This is a genomic window from Bacteroidales bacterium (assembly GCA_014860585.1).
Taxonomy (GTDB): domain Bacteria; phylum Bacteroidota; class Bacteroidia; order Bacteroidales; family 4484-276; genus RZYY01.
In genome coordinates, this window is record JACZJL010000100.1 from 18,518 (window position 1) to 33,748 (window position 15,231).

At 43.4% G+C, this 15,231-nt stretch carries 15 protein-coding genes and 1 pseudogene; 5 read left to right on the forward strand and 11 right to left on the reverse strand.

Going from position 1 to position 15,231, the window contains the following annotated elements; all coding sequences use genetic code 11:
- Window positions 1-74: 74 nt before the first annotated feature.
- The 3 genes from IH598_10310 to IH598_10320 all read left to right on the forward strand — a co-directional run bounded on the left by IH598_10310 (window position 75) and on the right by IH598_10320 (window position 1,611).
- A complete protein-coding gene (locus IH598_10310; protein MBE0638902.1) occupies window positions 75-338 on the forward strand; it encodes a hypothetical protein in 264 nt (87 codons plus the stop codon).
- A 241-nt stretch (window positions 339-579) separates the two neighbouring features.
- Window positions 580-1,230: a hypothetical protein gene (locus tag IH598_10315; GenBank protein ID MBE0638903.1), complete on the forward strand. Its 651-nt coding sequence runs from the start codon at window positions 580-582 to the stop codon at window positions 1,228-1,230.
- 36 nt (window positions 1,231-1,266) lie between these two features.
- Entirely contained in the window at window positions 1,267-1,611 is a 345-nt protein-coding gene (locus IH598_10320) for a hypothetical protein (protein MBE0638904.1), read from the forward strand.
- 170 nt (window positions 1,612-1,781) lie between these two features.
- Here the strand turns inward: IH598_10320 and trmB are convergent, their stop codons facing one another.
- The 9 genes from trmB to folK form a co-directional block, all read right to left on the reverse strand.
- A complete protein-coding gene (trmB, locus tag IH598_10325) occupies window positions 1,782-2,447 on the reverse strand; it encodes a tRNA (guanosine(46)-N7)-methyltransferase TrmB (GenBank protein ID MBE0638905.1) in 666 nt (221 codons plus the stop codon).
- Window positions 2,448-2,482: 35 nt separating this feature from the next.
- Window positions 2,483-3,583, reverse strand: coding sequence for an SPOR domain-containing protein (locus IH598_10330; GenBank protein ID MBE0638906.1), 1,101 nt, complete (start codon window positions 3,581-3,583; stop codon window positions 2,483-2,485).
- Between the two features lie 56 nt (window positions 3,584-3,639).
- Window positions 3,640-4,377, reverse strand: a complete 738-nt coding sequence (gene kdsB / locus IH598_10335; protein MBE0638907.1) for a 3-deoxy-manno-octulosonate cytidylyltransferase — start codon at window positions 4,375-4,377, stop codon at window positions 3,640-3,642.
- Window positions 4,374-5,408 carry a peptide chain release factor 2 gene (gene prfB / locus IH598_10340; protein ID MBE0638908.1) on the reverse strand — a complete coding sequence of 345 codons (1,035 nt, stop codon included), beginning with the start codon at window positions 5,406-5,408 and terminating at the stop codon, window positions 4,374-4,376. Before prfB ends, kdsB begins: the two co-directional genes overlap by 4 nt.
- An 88-nt stretch (window positions 5,409-5,496) precedes the next feature.
- Window positions 5,497-5,955 (reverse strand): RecX family transcriptional regulator, encoded by a 459-nt coding sequence (locus tag IH598_10345; protein ID MBE0638909.1) that lies wholly within the window; start codon window positions 5,953-5,955, stop codon window positions 5,497-5,499.
- Window positions 5,945-6,637 carry an NAD-dependent deacylase gene (locus IH598_10350; protein MBE0638910.1) on the reverse strand — a complete coding sequence of 231 codons (693 nt, stop codon included), beginning with the start codon at window positions 6,635-6,637 and terminating at the stop codon, window positions 5,945-5,947. Before IH598_10350 ends, IH598_10345 begins: the two co-directional genes overlap by 11 nt.
- 280 nt (window positions 6,638-6,917) lie before the next feature.
- Entirely contained in the window at window positions 6,918-7,679 is a 762-nt protein-coding gene (locus IH598_10355) for a hypothetical protein (protein MBE0638911.1), read from the reverse strand.
- A gap of 69 nt (window positions 7,680-7,748) precedes the next feature.
- Window positions 7,749-8,399 carry a deoxynucleoside kinase gene (locus tag IH598_10360; protein ID MBE0638912.1) on the reverse strand — a complete coding sequence of 217 codons (651 nt, stop codon included), beginning with the start codon at window positions 8,397-8,399 and terminating at the stop codon, window positions 7,749-7,751.
- 223 nt (window positions 8,400-8,622) lie between these two features.
- The gene (gene folK, locus IH598_10365; GenBank protein ID MBE0638913.1) at window positions 8,623-9,150 is read right to left on the reverse strand and encodes a 2-amino-4-hydroxy-6-hydroxymethyldihydropteridine diphosphokinase; all 528 of its coding nucleotides are present in this window, start codon (window positions 9,148-9,150) and stop codon (window positions 8,623-8,625) included.
- A gap of 105 nt (window positions 9,151-9,255) precedes the next feature.
- Between folK and sppA the strand changes: the two genes are divergently transcribed.
- Window positions 9,256-11,031: a signal peptide peptidase SppA gene (gene sppA, locus IH598_10370; GenBank protein ID MBE0638914.1), complete on the forward strand. Its 1,776-nt coding sequence runs from the start codon at window positions 9,256-9,258 to the stop codon at window positions 11,029-11,031.
- Between the two features lie 379 nt (window positions 11,032-11,410).
- Window positions 11,411-12,931 (forward strand): annotated as a pseudogene (locus IH598_10375) (alpha-L-fucosidase).
- A 356-nt stretch (window positions 12,932-13,287) separates the two neighbouring features.
- On the opposite strand, the gene IH598_10380 reads toward IH598_10375, so the two are convergent.
- Window positions 13,288-14,598: an ATP-binding protein gene (locus IH598_10380; protein MBE0638915.1), complete on the reverse strand. Its 1,311-nt coding sequence runs from the start codon at window positions 14,596-14,598 to the stop codon at window positions 13,288-13,290.
- A gap of 180 nt (window positions 14,599-14,778) precedes the next feature.
- Window positions 14,779-15,231 (reverse strand): adenylate/guanylate cyclase domain-containing protein (locus tag IH598_10385; GenBank protein MBE0638916.1); only part of this gene is annotated, 453 nt, incomplete at its 5' end.

A 15,231-nucleotide genomic window follows, 5' to 3' on the forward strand; every position in this document is an offset into this window, starting at 1 on the left:
GTGTTTTTTCTGTTTTACAAAATCAGGGTAAAAGTGTTTTATTCATTTTACAGAAATTGGCATAAAGTGTATTTTTGATTTTACACTTTGGTCATAGAAACCTGTCTTTAACCCAACTTAAACCTCAGATATTTGATCTTTTCCCCCTTTTCTCTGAACATCTCTTCATAAAATGTGCGTATGGAAACCACATCGTCGTTTCCGGGATGAGTGTCCACATCATAAGTGTGAAACAGGAGGTTAAGATTCTGTTCAGCGATTACTTCGAGGGTGTAATCGAAAATGGCAGTGCTGTCGGTTTTAAGGTGAACGGAGGCTACACCGCCGTTTTTAAGTGAAAGTATTGTATACCGGACTTAGGATTCAAGCATTAAGATGACCATTAATTTGAGATTTCTCTTAAATTGTCCAATTTTGACATTGTTGTTTCAAATTAACAAATATTTATCAATCAAATATTTATTAAAAGATGTCTCTCTTTTTGTGACTTTTTAAGAATTAATAAATTGGTAAAACAGTACTCATGTATTATTTTTGCCACGATAAGTTCAAATTCATTAATTACTAATTTTTACAATTATGTTAAAACAAAAATTTACCCGAGGATTGATTTTGCTGATGCTATTTTTAAGCATGAGTGCCTTTTTGCCTGTAATGGCGCAAAACCTAATTGCTGATCCCGGATTTGAAGCGGGAACACCCAACCCTTCATGGGTTGAGTCATCAACAAATTTTGGAACACCGTTATGTACAATTGGTTCGTGTGGGACAGGTTTAGGTACCGGCCCACACACTGGAAGCTGGTGGGCGTGGTTTGGTGGTATTTCTGCTTATGAGGCCGGAGAAATGAGTCAGTCATTGGTTATTCCCAATGGAACGGCAAATTTGAGCTTCTGGCTTGAAATTCCTGTATCAAGCGGCAATGGCTCGGATTATCTCACAGTAGAAATTGACGGTAACACCATTGCTACTTTTTTGGAAAGTACCCCTGGTTATTTAACTTACACCCAGGTAACGCTTGATGTAAGTGCTTATGCAGATGGCAATTCACACAATGTAAAGTTTTACAGTGAGATTTTCGGACCAACTACCACCAATTTTTTTGTTGATGATGTTGAGTTGATTGCAACCCAGGCGCCACCTGCTGTTCCAATACAACCCTGGAGTATTTTGCTTGCGGTAGGTTTAATTGCAGGTGTGGTTTTCTTTAGGTTTTTCAATATCCGGTAATTAATAATTGAATTAAAACATTTAAAGCATAAAGACATGAAAAAAATAGTATCATACGTATTAGTTACAGCATTCACATTTATGACTTTCATTTTAACTGCCAGTGAACCTGCTGATCAGAAAGCGTTGGCATCCACACAGAAAAAATTGGTGGAAATGAAAACGCAGTTGAATTTGAGTTCCGACCAGGAAACTAAAGTACAAGCGGTTTTGTACGATGCTTTCAGCAATGTAAATTCAATCCAAAAACAGGAAGGGCTTACAAAGGAGGAGAAAATTGTGAGATACAATAAGAATAGCGAGAACTTTCAAGGCGAGCTAAAGAAAATCCTGACCAAAGAGCAATACGATCAGTACCTCAGTTCAGGGAGAGGACAATAAATTTGGCTCTTACATAGATCACAATTATCTGATTGTTTCAGATGAAAAGATGCCCGCGAGTTCAAAAGCGGGCATCTCTTTTTTGCTGTGTGTCAGTAAAATAATTTTGTGCTACAAACAATTAGCTGGTTTTAGCATATTCAACTCATGAAGGAAAAGGCTTCTATGATTTAAAAAAGTTTGAACCTCAGATACTTGACCTTTTCTCCTTTCTCCCTGAACATTTCTTCGTAAAAAGTTCGGATAGAAACCACATCGTCGTTTCCGGGGTTAGTGTCCACATCATAAGTGTGAAACAGGAGGTTAAGATTCTGTTCGGCGATCACTTCGAGGGTGTAATCGAAAAAGGCGGTGCTATCGGTTTTCAGGTGAACGATAGCGTTACTGCCGGCAACATGGCGGTAACGGGTTAAAAACTGTGGTGAAGAAAGTCGTTTTTTAGCTCTTGGTTTTTGCGGGAGAGGGTCAGGAAAGGTGATCCACAACTCATCCACTTCTCCGGGAGCGAAAATATCGCTGATGAGCTGAACATGCGTGCGAACAAAAGCAACATTGGTCATGGCTTCATCAAATGAAGTTCTGGCACCGCGCCACATTCGTGCCCCTTTCACATCAATTCCGATGAAATTTTTGTCAGGATAACGTGCTGCCAGACCCGTTGTAAATTCTCCTTTACCACAACCCAGCTCAACTACAAGGGGATTTTGGTTGTGGAAAAAATCAGTTCTCCATTTCCCTTTGAGGGGGAAACCCTCTTTGAGTAAATCGAAGTTTGGCTGAAAAAAATGCGGAAAAGTTGCGTTTTCAGCAAAATGTTGATGTTTCCTTTTGGTCACTGGCGCAGGTTTCTTTTGATTACCAGGAAAATTGATTATAGCCTGAGCAGCCAGATGTTGGGATTGTATTTTACCCGGACTTTTTCAAGTTCAGTCAGTGCTTCTTCTTTTCTGATAAAAGCGGCAATGCTAACACGGTAGTAACCATTATCAGCCTGACCGATGATTTTCGGGTCGTAACCGTCGTTGGCATATTCAGCGATGAGGATATTGGCATTCTCAGTTTTTTCGAATGAACCGGCAATCAGGTGGTACATCCTGGTATTAAGTTTCTCTGTCGGAGCAACGGGTTTGATTTCTTCTTCAACCGGGGTTGCGCTTGCCACCGGTTCAGTTTTTGGCTCAATGTTTTCATCGGCTCCGGTATTCATCTGGTAAATATTTTTTGAGACCAAATCATCTTCCTGATTTGGCTGAGGATTTGGCTGTGCTTCAGGGATGATCTTTGTTTGTACCGGTAACCAGACAGGGTCGGTATTTTCGGCAATATGCAGGTGAGTTTCAGTTTTTGATGAAAAAGTAGGGAGAAATCCGGTTTCATTTTTTACAAAATTATTGAGGCTGTCGAAATTTATCATTACCAGTGTAATGAGCAGAAAAGTGGCAGCAACGCCGGATGTCCAGTAAGTGGCAGTCCTGAGGTTTTTTTTATTTTTTGGTTGCTGCCTGCGATCGGTATAAACAGGTTCGGTTTTCCTGACCTGGCGATGAATGTTACGCTGGATTGGGGGTGAAACGAATGACGAAAGACCAAAGGCATCTTTCAGGTAGTTGACCGTATTGTCCTGTTCGAACTGGATATTGGCGTCGGTATCGAGATAAAGTATTCCAATATTTACCAAATTGACGCGCTCTCCTGATTCAATGCGCAACAACAGTTCGCCGGCAGCATCTTCAATCTGTTGCAAAGCACTTTCAAATGAAATGCCGTTTTGTATGGCAATATAGCTGGCCAGCAGGCCGTCGTTGGATTTCAGCTCCTTGTTGAATAAAATCTTTTTGGAGGGAGGATGAAATGAATGTTGACCCGGGTGGATCTGTGCGGGTTGATAATTGCACACAAACCCTCCAAAACCTGGCATTATTACGCAGTCGTGCTCATGCAATAATTCTCCAATATAATTGCTGATTTCCATGATTCGATGGTTAAATTTTCGACCTGCTAAGGTACATCAAAGTAGTTTTACGAAGATTAAATGTTGATAATTTTTGCAAGATCTTCCGGAGTGTCCACTGCAAAGCCTTCAAGATCAGTTTCGGTGGTGTGGATAACTAAACCGTTTTCGATCCATCGCAGTTGTTCGAGCGACTCGGCCAACTCCAGTTTTGATGGTGGAAGGCTTACAATTTCGGCCAATACATTGATTCGATAACCATAAATACCGATGTGTTTAAAAAAATCAGTTGTATCATGCCAGTTCTTCTGATCAACCCCGCGAAGATAAGGTATTGGTGATCGGCTGAAATAAATGGCTTTGCCATCTGTGCCGGTCACAACTTTCACAACATTTGGATTGAAAAGCTCTTCGGGTGAGCTGATCTTTTTGATCAGCGTAGCAATCTGAACGGAAGGATCTGTGAATAATCGGGCCATGTTATCAATTTGCTGTGGGTCGATAAAGGGCTCATCTCCCTGGATGTTGATCACAACATCAGGAAGATTTCCGTTGATTTTTTCAACAACCTCAAAGCAGCGCGAGGTTCCGCTTTGATGATCGGATGAGGTCATGGTTACCTCGCCGCCAAAAGCCGCTACATGATCAAAAATAGGTTGGTCATCAGTCGCAACGATCACCTTATTCAACAAAACTGATTTGGAAGCTTGTTCATATACGCGCCGGATCATTGACTTTCCTTTGATATCGGCCAGTGGTTTGCCCGGAAATCTTGTGGAGGCAAACCTTGCGGGAATGATGCCGTAAATTTTCATTTTACCGGTTTTTTTTGTCCGTACTCCATCAGGTAGGCCTTGATAAAGCCATCAATTTCGCCATCCATCACAGCCTGCACATTGCCGGTTTCATAGCCGGTTCTGACATCTTTTACAAGTTTGTAGGGGTGCATCACGTAAGACCGGATCTGTGATCCAAAATCAATCCGGCGCTTTGTCCCTTCAATTTCGTTTTGTGTTTCCTGCCGCTTGCGCAATTCGATTTCGTACAACTGCGACTTTAGCATTCGTAAGGCTTTTTCTCGGTTTTGCGCCTGTGAACGGGTTTCCTGGCATTCGACAATAATTCCTGAGGGGGCATGTTTTAACCTTACAGCCGTTTCGAGCTTGTTCACATTCTGCCCGCCCGGCCCGCTCGAACGGAAAGTGTCCCATGAAATATCCGCAGGATTGATCACAATTTCGATGGTTTCGTCAATCAGCGGGTAGGCATACACTGAAGCAAAAGAAGTGTGGCGTTTGTTAGCTGCATCATATGGTGAAAGGCGCACCAGCCGGTGAACACCATTTTCGCACTTCAGGTAACCGTAAGCGTATTCACCCTCAAATTCAAGCGACACCGATTTAATCCCGGCCATCTCGCCTTCCTGAAAATCAAGTTCGGTTACTTTATAGCCGTTGAGTTCACCCCATCGGATGTACATCCGCATCAGCATTTCGGCCCAGTCCTGACTCTCAGTACCACCAGCACCCGGATTGATATGCACTACTGCACTCAGTTTGTCCTCTTCATCGCTCAGCATGTTTCGGAATTCCAGGTCATCGAGCAGCCTGGCAGCCACCTGGTAAGCCTTGTCCAACTCAGGCTCACCGGCTTCTCCCTGGTTATAAAAATCGAAAATAACTATCAGGTCTTCATAGGCCGTCATCAAATTCTCATAGGCCGAGGTCCAGGATTTGATACTCTGGATCTCTTTCATGATTAGTTCGGCTTTTTTTGGGTCGTTCCAGAAACCCTCCTGGTGTGAGATTTTCTCTTTTTCCTTTATCAGTTCAAGTTTGGCGTCAATGTCAAAGGTACCTCCTAAGAGCGCCTACTCGTTTTCCAAGCTCTTTGATGTTTTCGGGTAAAGTCATGTGATATTTAATTGTAATGTTCTATTCAAAATGGTGTTCCAATAGTTCAGGTTCGTAACCTTTGGAGCTTAAGAACGCCATTAGTTTTTGTTTTCTTATGAATGGATCGTTTTCCTTTAATTCCTTTGATTTTATTCTGACCAAATGCTCCAGGTTTTTCAGGTACTGAAACTGGTCAATTTCACTCAGGGCTTTTCTAATGATTTGCACCGGAATATTTCGTCTCTCAAGTTCCAGTTCAATTTTCACCACCCCCCATTTATTCTGGTTAATTTTGCTTCTTGTGAACAATTCGGCGAATCGCTGTTCTGCGATGAAATTTTCATCCTCCAACCGACTGATAATATCATCGGTCATCTCTTGTGTAGCTCCCCAGGCTGTTAGCTTTTGTGCAACTTCTGATTTGCAGTGCTCATTTGCTGCGCAATATTTCCTGGCTTTATTTAGCAGATAATCATCCATAAGCAATTCAAAATCCATTGGTTAAAAGTTGTTTTACCAATTCCGGAACCGCCTTTGAAGCCTTTTCATTGATAAATGTAAGGTTCTTTTCAGGGGAATATCTTGGTGCACCAGGATCAATAATATATTTCGGAATGCTCTGTCGTGTATAGCGGATCAGGCCGGCGGCAGGATAAACGACCAGCGAGGTGCCGATAATCATCATCAGGTCGGCAGTTTTTACCATCTCAATTGCATGGTTAAGTTCATCAACGGGTTCACCAAACCAAACAATATGAGGCCTGAGTTGACTTCCCTTTTCGCATTTGTCGCCAATTTTCAGCTCCCAGCCGTCGATTTCATATACCAATCCCGGATCAACCGTGCTTCTGGCTTTCCTTAGTTCGCCATGAAGATGGAGAATTTTACCGGAGCCCGCTCTTTCGTGCAGATCGTCCACATTCTGGGTGACGATTTCCACATTGAACTTCTCTGCGAGCATTGCCAAAGCAAAGTGCGCTTCATTTGGCCTTACTTCAAGCATTTGCCTGCGCCTTGCATTATAAAACTCAAGCACAAGCGCCGGGTCTTTCTCCCATGCTCCCGGTGTGGCTAAATCTTCAAAACGGTGGGTTTTCCAAAGGCCGTCGCCATCCCTGAAAGTCTTTATTCCGCTTTCGGCGCTAATGCCTGCTCCGGTGAGAATGACTATTTTTTTCATTTTGCTGACATGTCTGGTATTCAGGTTTAAATTTTATTCAACGATGACATGAGAGAACCAATAGTTACCGTGGTTAAAAGATTCTTATTCACAATTATCAAACGTTCCGGTTTATTTGCGCAATGACTGCCTAGGAACTATTGAATCCCAATTTTGATTTTCTTTATTGCTGCAGACATTTTCCTTCGGAGTAATTTTTGATTTTTACAATTTAGTGTAATCTCAAATCATCAGGCCAACCCGTTGTTTCTTTGCTCAACCTGCCTTAGTTATCAGACCTCTAATAGTAAAAATGATCTTTTGCCATCCGGTTCCTGAACGGAATGATCCATCCTGCTTTTATTCCGTAAAGCATATCGAGACGTTTGGCATCATCGCGCTGCATGGTGTCGAAATTCATCGAGCGCCGGCTTTGGGTAAAGGCCTGCACGAACTCAAATCCAATAAAAAAGTTGGCAAGTTTAGACTCGCCAAGATGCAAATAGCCGATGAACTGACTTGTACTAAATCCGTTGGTGAGCCGGTCATACCCTTTTTTGTAATCATCCCTCAGTGCTGCAACCATGTTTTCCTCGACAGCGATATGAATCCTGTGCTGGAGAAATCCTGCGCCTGCTGTCAGCATGAGGCCGGAGTTGGGATTCGAACCAAAAACAGGGATTATTTTTCCGACGCGGGCCATGGCATAAAATCCCCGCTCGAAAAAACTTACATTGGCTACCTGTCCCTGGTCGCTGATCACAAAACCATCAACGGTGAGCAGGTTTTGTATCAGGCTGTCTTCGTTTATTTTGTTGCCGAAAACGAAATTCAGATCAGCACCAATTAACCAGTTGCTTTTTGTTTTGTGCTGAAAGCCCGGACCTACAGTCGAACTCAGTCCAAACCTGTCAGCCATATCTCCGCCGGGAATCTGGAACCCAATTGACGGATAGACCATGAATATGCTTTCAGCCTCAGACGTTTTTTTCTTTTGCTGGTCCTGCCCGGCAGCAAAAAAAACGAGATACAGGGAGAATATGAACGAAAGGAGAAATCTCATTTTCATCAAAATTGAACGCAAAGATAGGGATTTGGCAGCAGCCGGCAGAAATTTGTTTGACTTCATCAGCTATTCCGGTTTTGGGTTTATAAGGTGTACCCCTGTGGCGTATTGACCTGACAATACATTGATCATCAACTTATAGTCTTCCTCTTTGTGTACAAAGTCCAGTTGGTTGGTGTCGATGATCAAAATACGCATGTTCGACTGTTTTTTGATAAAATCGAGATAACTGTCCTGGATTTTTTCCAGGTAATCGGCTTTGATATCAAGTTCATAGTTGCGGCCACGACGCCTGATGTTGGCTAAAAGGTGTTCGATGTCAAGGTACAGGTAAACCAGCAAATCGGGCTTGGGCAGGGTTTCGCTAATGATTTCAAACAATTTCTTGTACAGCGAAAAGGTATCGTCGGGCAGGTTTTTACGGGCAAAGATGAACGACTTATGGATGAAATAGTCAGAGATGGTGAAGTTGGTGAAAAGGTCGCGGTGGGTGAGTTCCTTTTTAAGCTGTTCAAAGCGTTCGGCCAGAAACGAAAGTTCAAGCGGGAAGGCATATTTATCCGGCTCTTTGTAAAATTTCGGCAGGAAGGAGTTATCCTCAAATTGCTCCAGAATCAGCTTTGCGTTGCACTCGGCAGCAATACGGGTGGCAAGGGAGGTCTTGCCGGCGCCGATGTTACCCTCGATGGAGATGAAGTTGTAATCAGAGAATTTCATAAGGTTCTTGTGTCATATTTTTTTAAATTGCTGCTTTTTTTGGCACAAATTCCAAAAAAGCAAAAAGCAAATACCAAATAAATCACAAGTACAAATATCTAAATTTCAAACAGCCTGCCTGCGTGCCTCTGGTAGACAGGTAAGGATGGAAGTTGAAGGTTTTGTTTTGAATTTTTAAAATTCAAAATTTTGAATTTATTTGTCATTTGTTTCTTGTCATTTGTTATTTCAGGCTTGCCCAGGTTAGGGAGTTAGGCTGTTTTGGTTTGTAAAGCTTTACTTTAAGCCGGTCGTCGCAATTCAGCAGCAGTTCACTGATGGTTTTATGAAAAACCGGATGTACCAGATCAGGAGCTATCTCATTTATCGGGGTCAATACAAACCTGCGCTTGTGCAGTAAAGGATGCGGCACTACAAGTCCATTTTCGCTAATCACCCTATCCGCATAAAACAACATATCGAGGTCAATCAGCCTTGAAGCATACCCGCCATTTCCGTTGCGCTTTCGTCCAATCACTGTTTCGAGTTCCAATAGTTTAGTGAGCACGTTTTCAGGACTTTCGAATGTATTTACTTTGATCACCTGATTTAGAAAAATATCAGCCGTCTCAAATCCCCAGGATTCCGATAAATAAAGCGATGATCGCATAGTGATTGTTCCAATGGTTGAAATGATCAGATCGCGGGCATTTTGTAAGTTCCTCTCCTTGTTTCCGAGGTTACTCCCGAGTTGTATAAAGCATGTTTGCATTTGTAAGGTAAAAATCGTTGAAATCGGGCCAAAATTACGACAACTTTTCAGAAATAAATTCCACCTTTGCAATTCAATTATTATTCATCTAATACAATGTAAGTTATGAAACAGTTTTTTAAGTTCATGTTCGCCTCTATGCTAGGCTTTTTAATCATGTCGGTCATCCTTTTCTTATTTTTTATAGGGATGATTGCCTCCCTTGCAACAATCATGGATAAAGAAGCCGTAAAAGTGGCTGAAAACACCGTGCTTCATATCAAGTTTGACACAGAGATTCGTGACCGGTCGTCGAAAGACCCCTTCTCAAGTATTGATTTTGCATCCATGCAGCCCATATCATCACTTGGGTTGAACGACATTCTGAAAAATCTGGAGAAAGCGTCCAAAGACCCCAACATCAAAGGCATTTACCTCGATTTAACTTCTGTTCAGACAGGTTTTGCCAATGTACAGGAGATTCGTAGAGCGCTGCTGAAATTCAAGGAGTCTGAAAAATTCATTATCGCCTACAGTGAGACTTTTTCCCAGGGAGCTTATTACCTGGCCTCTGTTGCCGATAAAATTTATCTCAACCCTGAAGGGATGCTCGATTTCAATGGCATCTCCGCGGAGTTGATGTTTTTCAAAGGAACATTGGAAAAGCTTGATCTCGACATGCAGATTATCCGTCATGGCAAATACAAAAGCGCCGTAGAGCCGTTTATGCTCGAGAAGATGAGTCCCGAAAACCGGGAGCAGATGATGGCGCTGATCAATGGTGTCTGGAAAGAAGTATTAAATGGTATTTCCCAATCAAGGAATATCAGTAAGGATGAGCTTAACCGCATCGCTGATGAACTGCTGATCCGGAAGCCGGAAGATGCTGTTTCACTTCGTTTTGTTGATGGCCTGAAATATCATGATGAAGTGATCAGCGAATTGAAAAACCTGACCTCAACTGCTGAGGATACTGAACTGGAAACCCTGACACTTGCAAAATACTTTGATGCTCCGGACCCGGTAAAAGAAAAAGTTGATCGTCAAAACAGGGTGGCTGTAGTTTATGCCATTGGCGAGATCATTTCGGGTAAAGGGAGTGACGATGTGATTGGTTCCGACCGCATTGCCGAGGCCATCCGCGATGCGCGCAAGGATGACAAGGTGAAAGCCATTGTCATGCGTGTCAATTCCCCGGGCGGAAGCGCATTGGCATCTGATGTGATTTTGCGCGAAGCCAAACTGGCCGCCGCCGAGAAACCATTTATCGTTTCGATGGGTAATGTGGCTGCTTCAGGTGGTTATTACATTTCAGCCGCTGCTCATACCATCTACGCCGAACCTTCAACCATTACAGGATCCATCGGGGTGCTGGGAATGATCCCCAACATCGAACAGACCATGAAAAACAAGCTGGGGGTCACCTTCGATTATGCCAACTCCAACGCAAATTCTGATTTCATGACTTTGACCAAACCGCTCACACCGATGCAGCGAGATGTGATCCAGGGCTATATCGAGGATGTTTACAAAACCTTCGTAAACCATGTAGTGGAAGGACGTGGAATGACCTTTGAGCAGGTGGATGAAATTGGACAGGGACGTGTGTGGATTGGGAGCGATGCCCTCGAAATCGGGCTGGTGGATGAGCTTGGCGGAATCAACGAAGCCATCGCCGCCGCTGCAGCAAAAGCCGAACTCGATACTTACTCCATTAAAGAATTCCCTGTACAAAAAGACTTCTTCGAACAACTGCTGGAAGAACTTACAGGGGAAAGTTCAATGGAAGCACGTATCCGTGCCGAACTTGGACCGCAGTACAGGCTTTACCAACAGTTGCGCTACTGGCAAAACGCTTCCGGTATTCAGGCCAGGATGCCATTTGATATTTATTTAAACTAATTGAGGTGTCCAATTAAGTAAGTTTTCTCAGAAAATTTTTTGTCCATCTACTTAGCATGCACTAAAGAAGCTACCTGGAAAGCAGGTACATGCTTTATGATTGTGAACCCCAACTTTGTGTCACGTACGTACGGGATTGTGTTTGCTTTGTGAAACTTCCCCGCATGGGACGAGACAGGTTGTGTAACAGCATGTTGAGCTATATCACAAAGTAACACGGACAAGACACAGAGATTCGCAAAGAATGCTTGATCAACTTCAATTATATCAGTGAGTTGGAGTATGTATTATGGTGGACACCATAATACATTTATTACCACAATTCACCTTACCCACAAGTTCTAATATTTGACCTACTTTTGACTGAAAAATCATAGAAATGCGAAAGACAGTCATTTTAATAATTTGGATCGGGTTGATAATTGCCAATGCTGGAAAAGCTCAGCCAAAGCCCAACTATATCACTATTAGTAAGCATGATTCAGCGGATGAGATGATCCGCAAGGCTGCCAACGTGGTCCCGACGGAACGGCAACTCAGGTGGCAGCAACTGGAGCTGACTGCCTTTTTTCATTTCGGGATCAATACCTTTACCGGTAGGGAATGGGGTGACGGCTCGTAAGATCCCAGTCTATTTAATCCGGAAAATCTGGATGCCGGGCAATGGATTAAAACCATCAAAGATGCAGGCTTCAAACAGGTTTTGCTCACGGCTAAGCATCATGATGGCTTTTGCCTGTGGCCAACCAAAACAACAGCACATTCGGTGAAAAGCAGCAATTGGCAGGATGGAAAAGGAGATGTGGTGAAGGCAGTGGCTGAATCTTGTAGCCGGAACAGCATTGGGTTTGGGATTTATCTGTCGCCATGGGACAGAAATGCAAAAAATTATGGCACCGATGCCTACAACGATTTCTTTGTTGATCAGCTTACCGAGTTACTCACGCAATACGGGCAGGTGGATGAAGTTTGGTTTGACGGGGCCTGTGGCGAAGGAGCAAACGGCAGGAAGCAGGAATATGACTTCATGCGATGGTACAAGCTGATCAGGGAGTTGCAACCGCAGGCTGTGATCGCCATCATGGGACCGGACGTACGGTGGGTGGGAACCGAAACCGGTGTTGGAAGATTCACCGAGTGGAGTGTGATACCCACTGACCATCTCGACCTTCAGGAGATTGCCGGACGGTCTCAGAACGACCTCATCTTCAAGCCTCAAAGAGACCTGATGGAAGAGGATTTGGGCAGCAGAGAAAAGGTCTATTCAGCCAAAGGGCTGGTGTGGTATCCTGCCGAGACTGATGTTTCAATCCGCCCAGGTTGGTTTTACCGCGAATCGGAGAACAACCAGGTGAAAACACCTCTGCAGTTGATGGATATCTATTTTACCTCAGTCGGGATGAACAGCGTGTTGTTGCTGAATATTCCACCTGACAAAAATGGATTGATCAGCGAATTTGATGTTATAAGTTTGATGGGATTCAACTCGTTGCTCGACAAGACTTTTACCAAAAACCTGGCTAAAGGCGCCACCATCAGCAGCAACAACGGAATTAACCCGGATCTGATGCTGGATAATAACTTAAAAACTTTTTTCACCACAAAAAGTGAATCAGACACCTCAACAATCATTGACATTCTTCTTCCTGAAATACGGACATTCAATGTATTGAGCCTGCAGGAAAACATTGCCGTTGGTCAGAGGGTGGAGGATTTTTGCCTGGAATACCGCGACAGAAATAACGATTGGATTCAGATCATCACCGGCACAACCATTGGTCACAAACGGTTACTCCGCTTTGACGAAATCACCGCCAGGGAACTTCGCCTGAAAGTTTTAAGCAGCCGGCTCAATCCAACAATTTCGGAGTTTGGGATCTTCTACTATCAACCTGAATAATCGGTTAAAATCCGGATGTTCCACTATTACCTGGTTCAACTTGGCATTTTTTTTTCATCGCATAATGTACAATTGCCAACATTGGTTCTTTCTTCGAATTTGTAATATGTTATGATGTAGTCAATTCCCTGTTTCTATAAAATTGAGTTGATTTCCAAACGCAATTACCCAAAGCCGATCCCTGAAACCATTTCAAAAACCGGAATTTTTTAATTCGTAAAAACCTTTATAGTGCGCATCTCTTCATTTACCAAATTCCGGGAAAGTAATGGTTATGGCAGCCATCAATACGAAACAGGATTTACCGGGATCCAGCGGGTTCAATGTTGATATGATTTCGGTGACTCACGTAAAAGCTAATAAAGACCAATGAATTTGCTGGTGTAGTCAACCATAAATAGCGGCAGGTTAATAAATCCTTCCTCTTTTCTGAGGTTACGCAATGAAAAGCGCAGGCTGAGTTCAGGCGAAAAATTTTGACGATAAGCAATGAGGCTTCTGCTTTTGATGTTTTCGTCCGATTTCACCTCCACCGGGATTATTTTATTCTGATGCTGAATCAGGAAATCAACCTCGGCCAGATTCCCTGAACGCCAATAACGGGGCAAACCTTCGAACTGTCTAAGCAATCCGCTAAGAATAAAGTTTTCGGAAAGCATGCCCTTAAACTCAGTCAAAAGGCGGTTACCTTCGCCATACACCGTCGGATCGAGCTGTGACAGCCTCCTAAGCAAGCCTACATCCTGTAAATAAACTTTGAATGACGATAAATCATCATAAGCCGACAGGGGTAGTGCAGGTTTTGAACTTGCATGAATTTTACATACAAGCCCTGCATTTATAAGCCAGTTGAGCGCATCTTTGTATTCTCTGGCACGGGCGCCGGTTTTTATCGTTTGATAAAGAAACTTTTTATTCTCCCGGGCTAATTGTGATGGGACTGAATCCCAGATATGAAAGATCTTCTGAATGTCTTTGTTTTCGACATGTTTTGAGAAATCCAGACGATAAGCATTCAAAATATTTTGCAATGCCTCCTGGGTAGCGCCTACATCGCGAAGTTCCAGCAAAGCTATCACCGCTTCGGGCATTCCTCCTGAGATGAAATACATCTTTAGTTTTTCCTTTAAAGGATTGAAAAAAATATCAGGAATGGCTTCAATTTTTTCGAGCGAGTCGAGATAAGCAAACAAGGGAGAGTCGGCAGCGGCTAAAAATTCTGCAAAACTGAGCGGATGCAGGTTCATAAAATCAACCTTGCCCACCGGAAACGAAGCTCCTCGCGCCATAGCCACGCCAAGTAAAGAACCTGCGCAAGCAACTTTGTATTCGGGCGCTTCTTCATTAAAATACTTGAGGGCATTGAGGGCATCGTTGCACTCCTGTATTTCGTCGAAGATAATTAATGTACGCTGAGGGTGAATGGGACCGGCGTTTACCAGGGTAAGGCTGTCAATGATTTCGCGAGGTTCTTTGGTGTCGGCGAAAAACTGTTTTAACCCCGGTTGTTTTTCGAAATTGAAGTAGGCAGTGCTATCAAAGAAAGACTGGCCAAATTGTTTCAAAACGTAAGTTTTACCAACCTGCCTGGCGCCCTGGAGGATAAGCGGTTTGCTTCGGGGATTGTCCTTCCAGGTAACCAATTGTTGTAAAATATCCCGGTTAATATGCATAAATCACATTTTAAGTGCCGATAGTGTGAATAAAATCACATTTTTGGCAGTTATCTGTGGCAAAGGTACTGTAAGTTTTGTATCTGCAAAAAAAACCGAACGAAAAATCCTTTCTGAATTTTTTCAACTATCAAATTTCAGGATCCCTCTGCCATACCGAAGCCCGGCCCGAGCCTATTTCATTAAACCAGCCAGGCCTTCTACGAGCTGTTGATGACTGATAAACTGATCAACCAACGGATTAGCCAGCGAAAAAGCCTGCACCTTCACTTTTTTTCCTTTCAGTGCCAATAACCCTAAGTCCTCCAAATCCCAATCCTGCCTGAGGCTTTGACGCACTTCCGCCGACATCACCAGCGATTTTTTTACCTGTCGCGTAAGCCCTTCCAGCCGCGCGGCAATATTTACCGGATCGCCTATGATAGTGAAATCCATCTTTACCGAAGAACCTAAATTGCCTTCCACCACCGCTCCTTTAGAAAGGCCAATGCCACAATAGAGCAGGCGCAGCACACTATCGGAAGGCGCCGCTTGCCGCAAGCGCTCAAGTTCTTCCAATATCTCCAGGCTGGCCTGAACAGCCACATCTGCCTGATCCGGCTCAAAATAGGCCAACACACTGTCGCC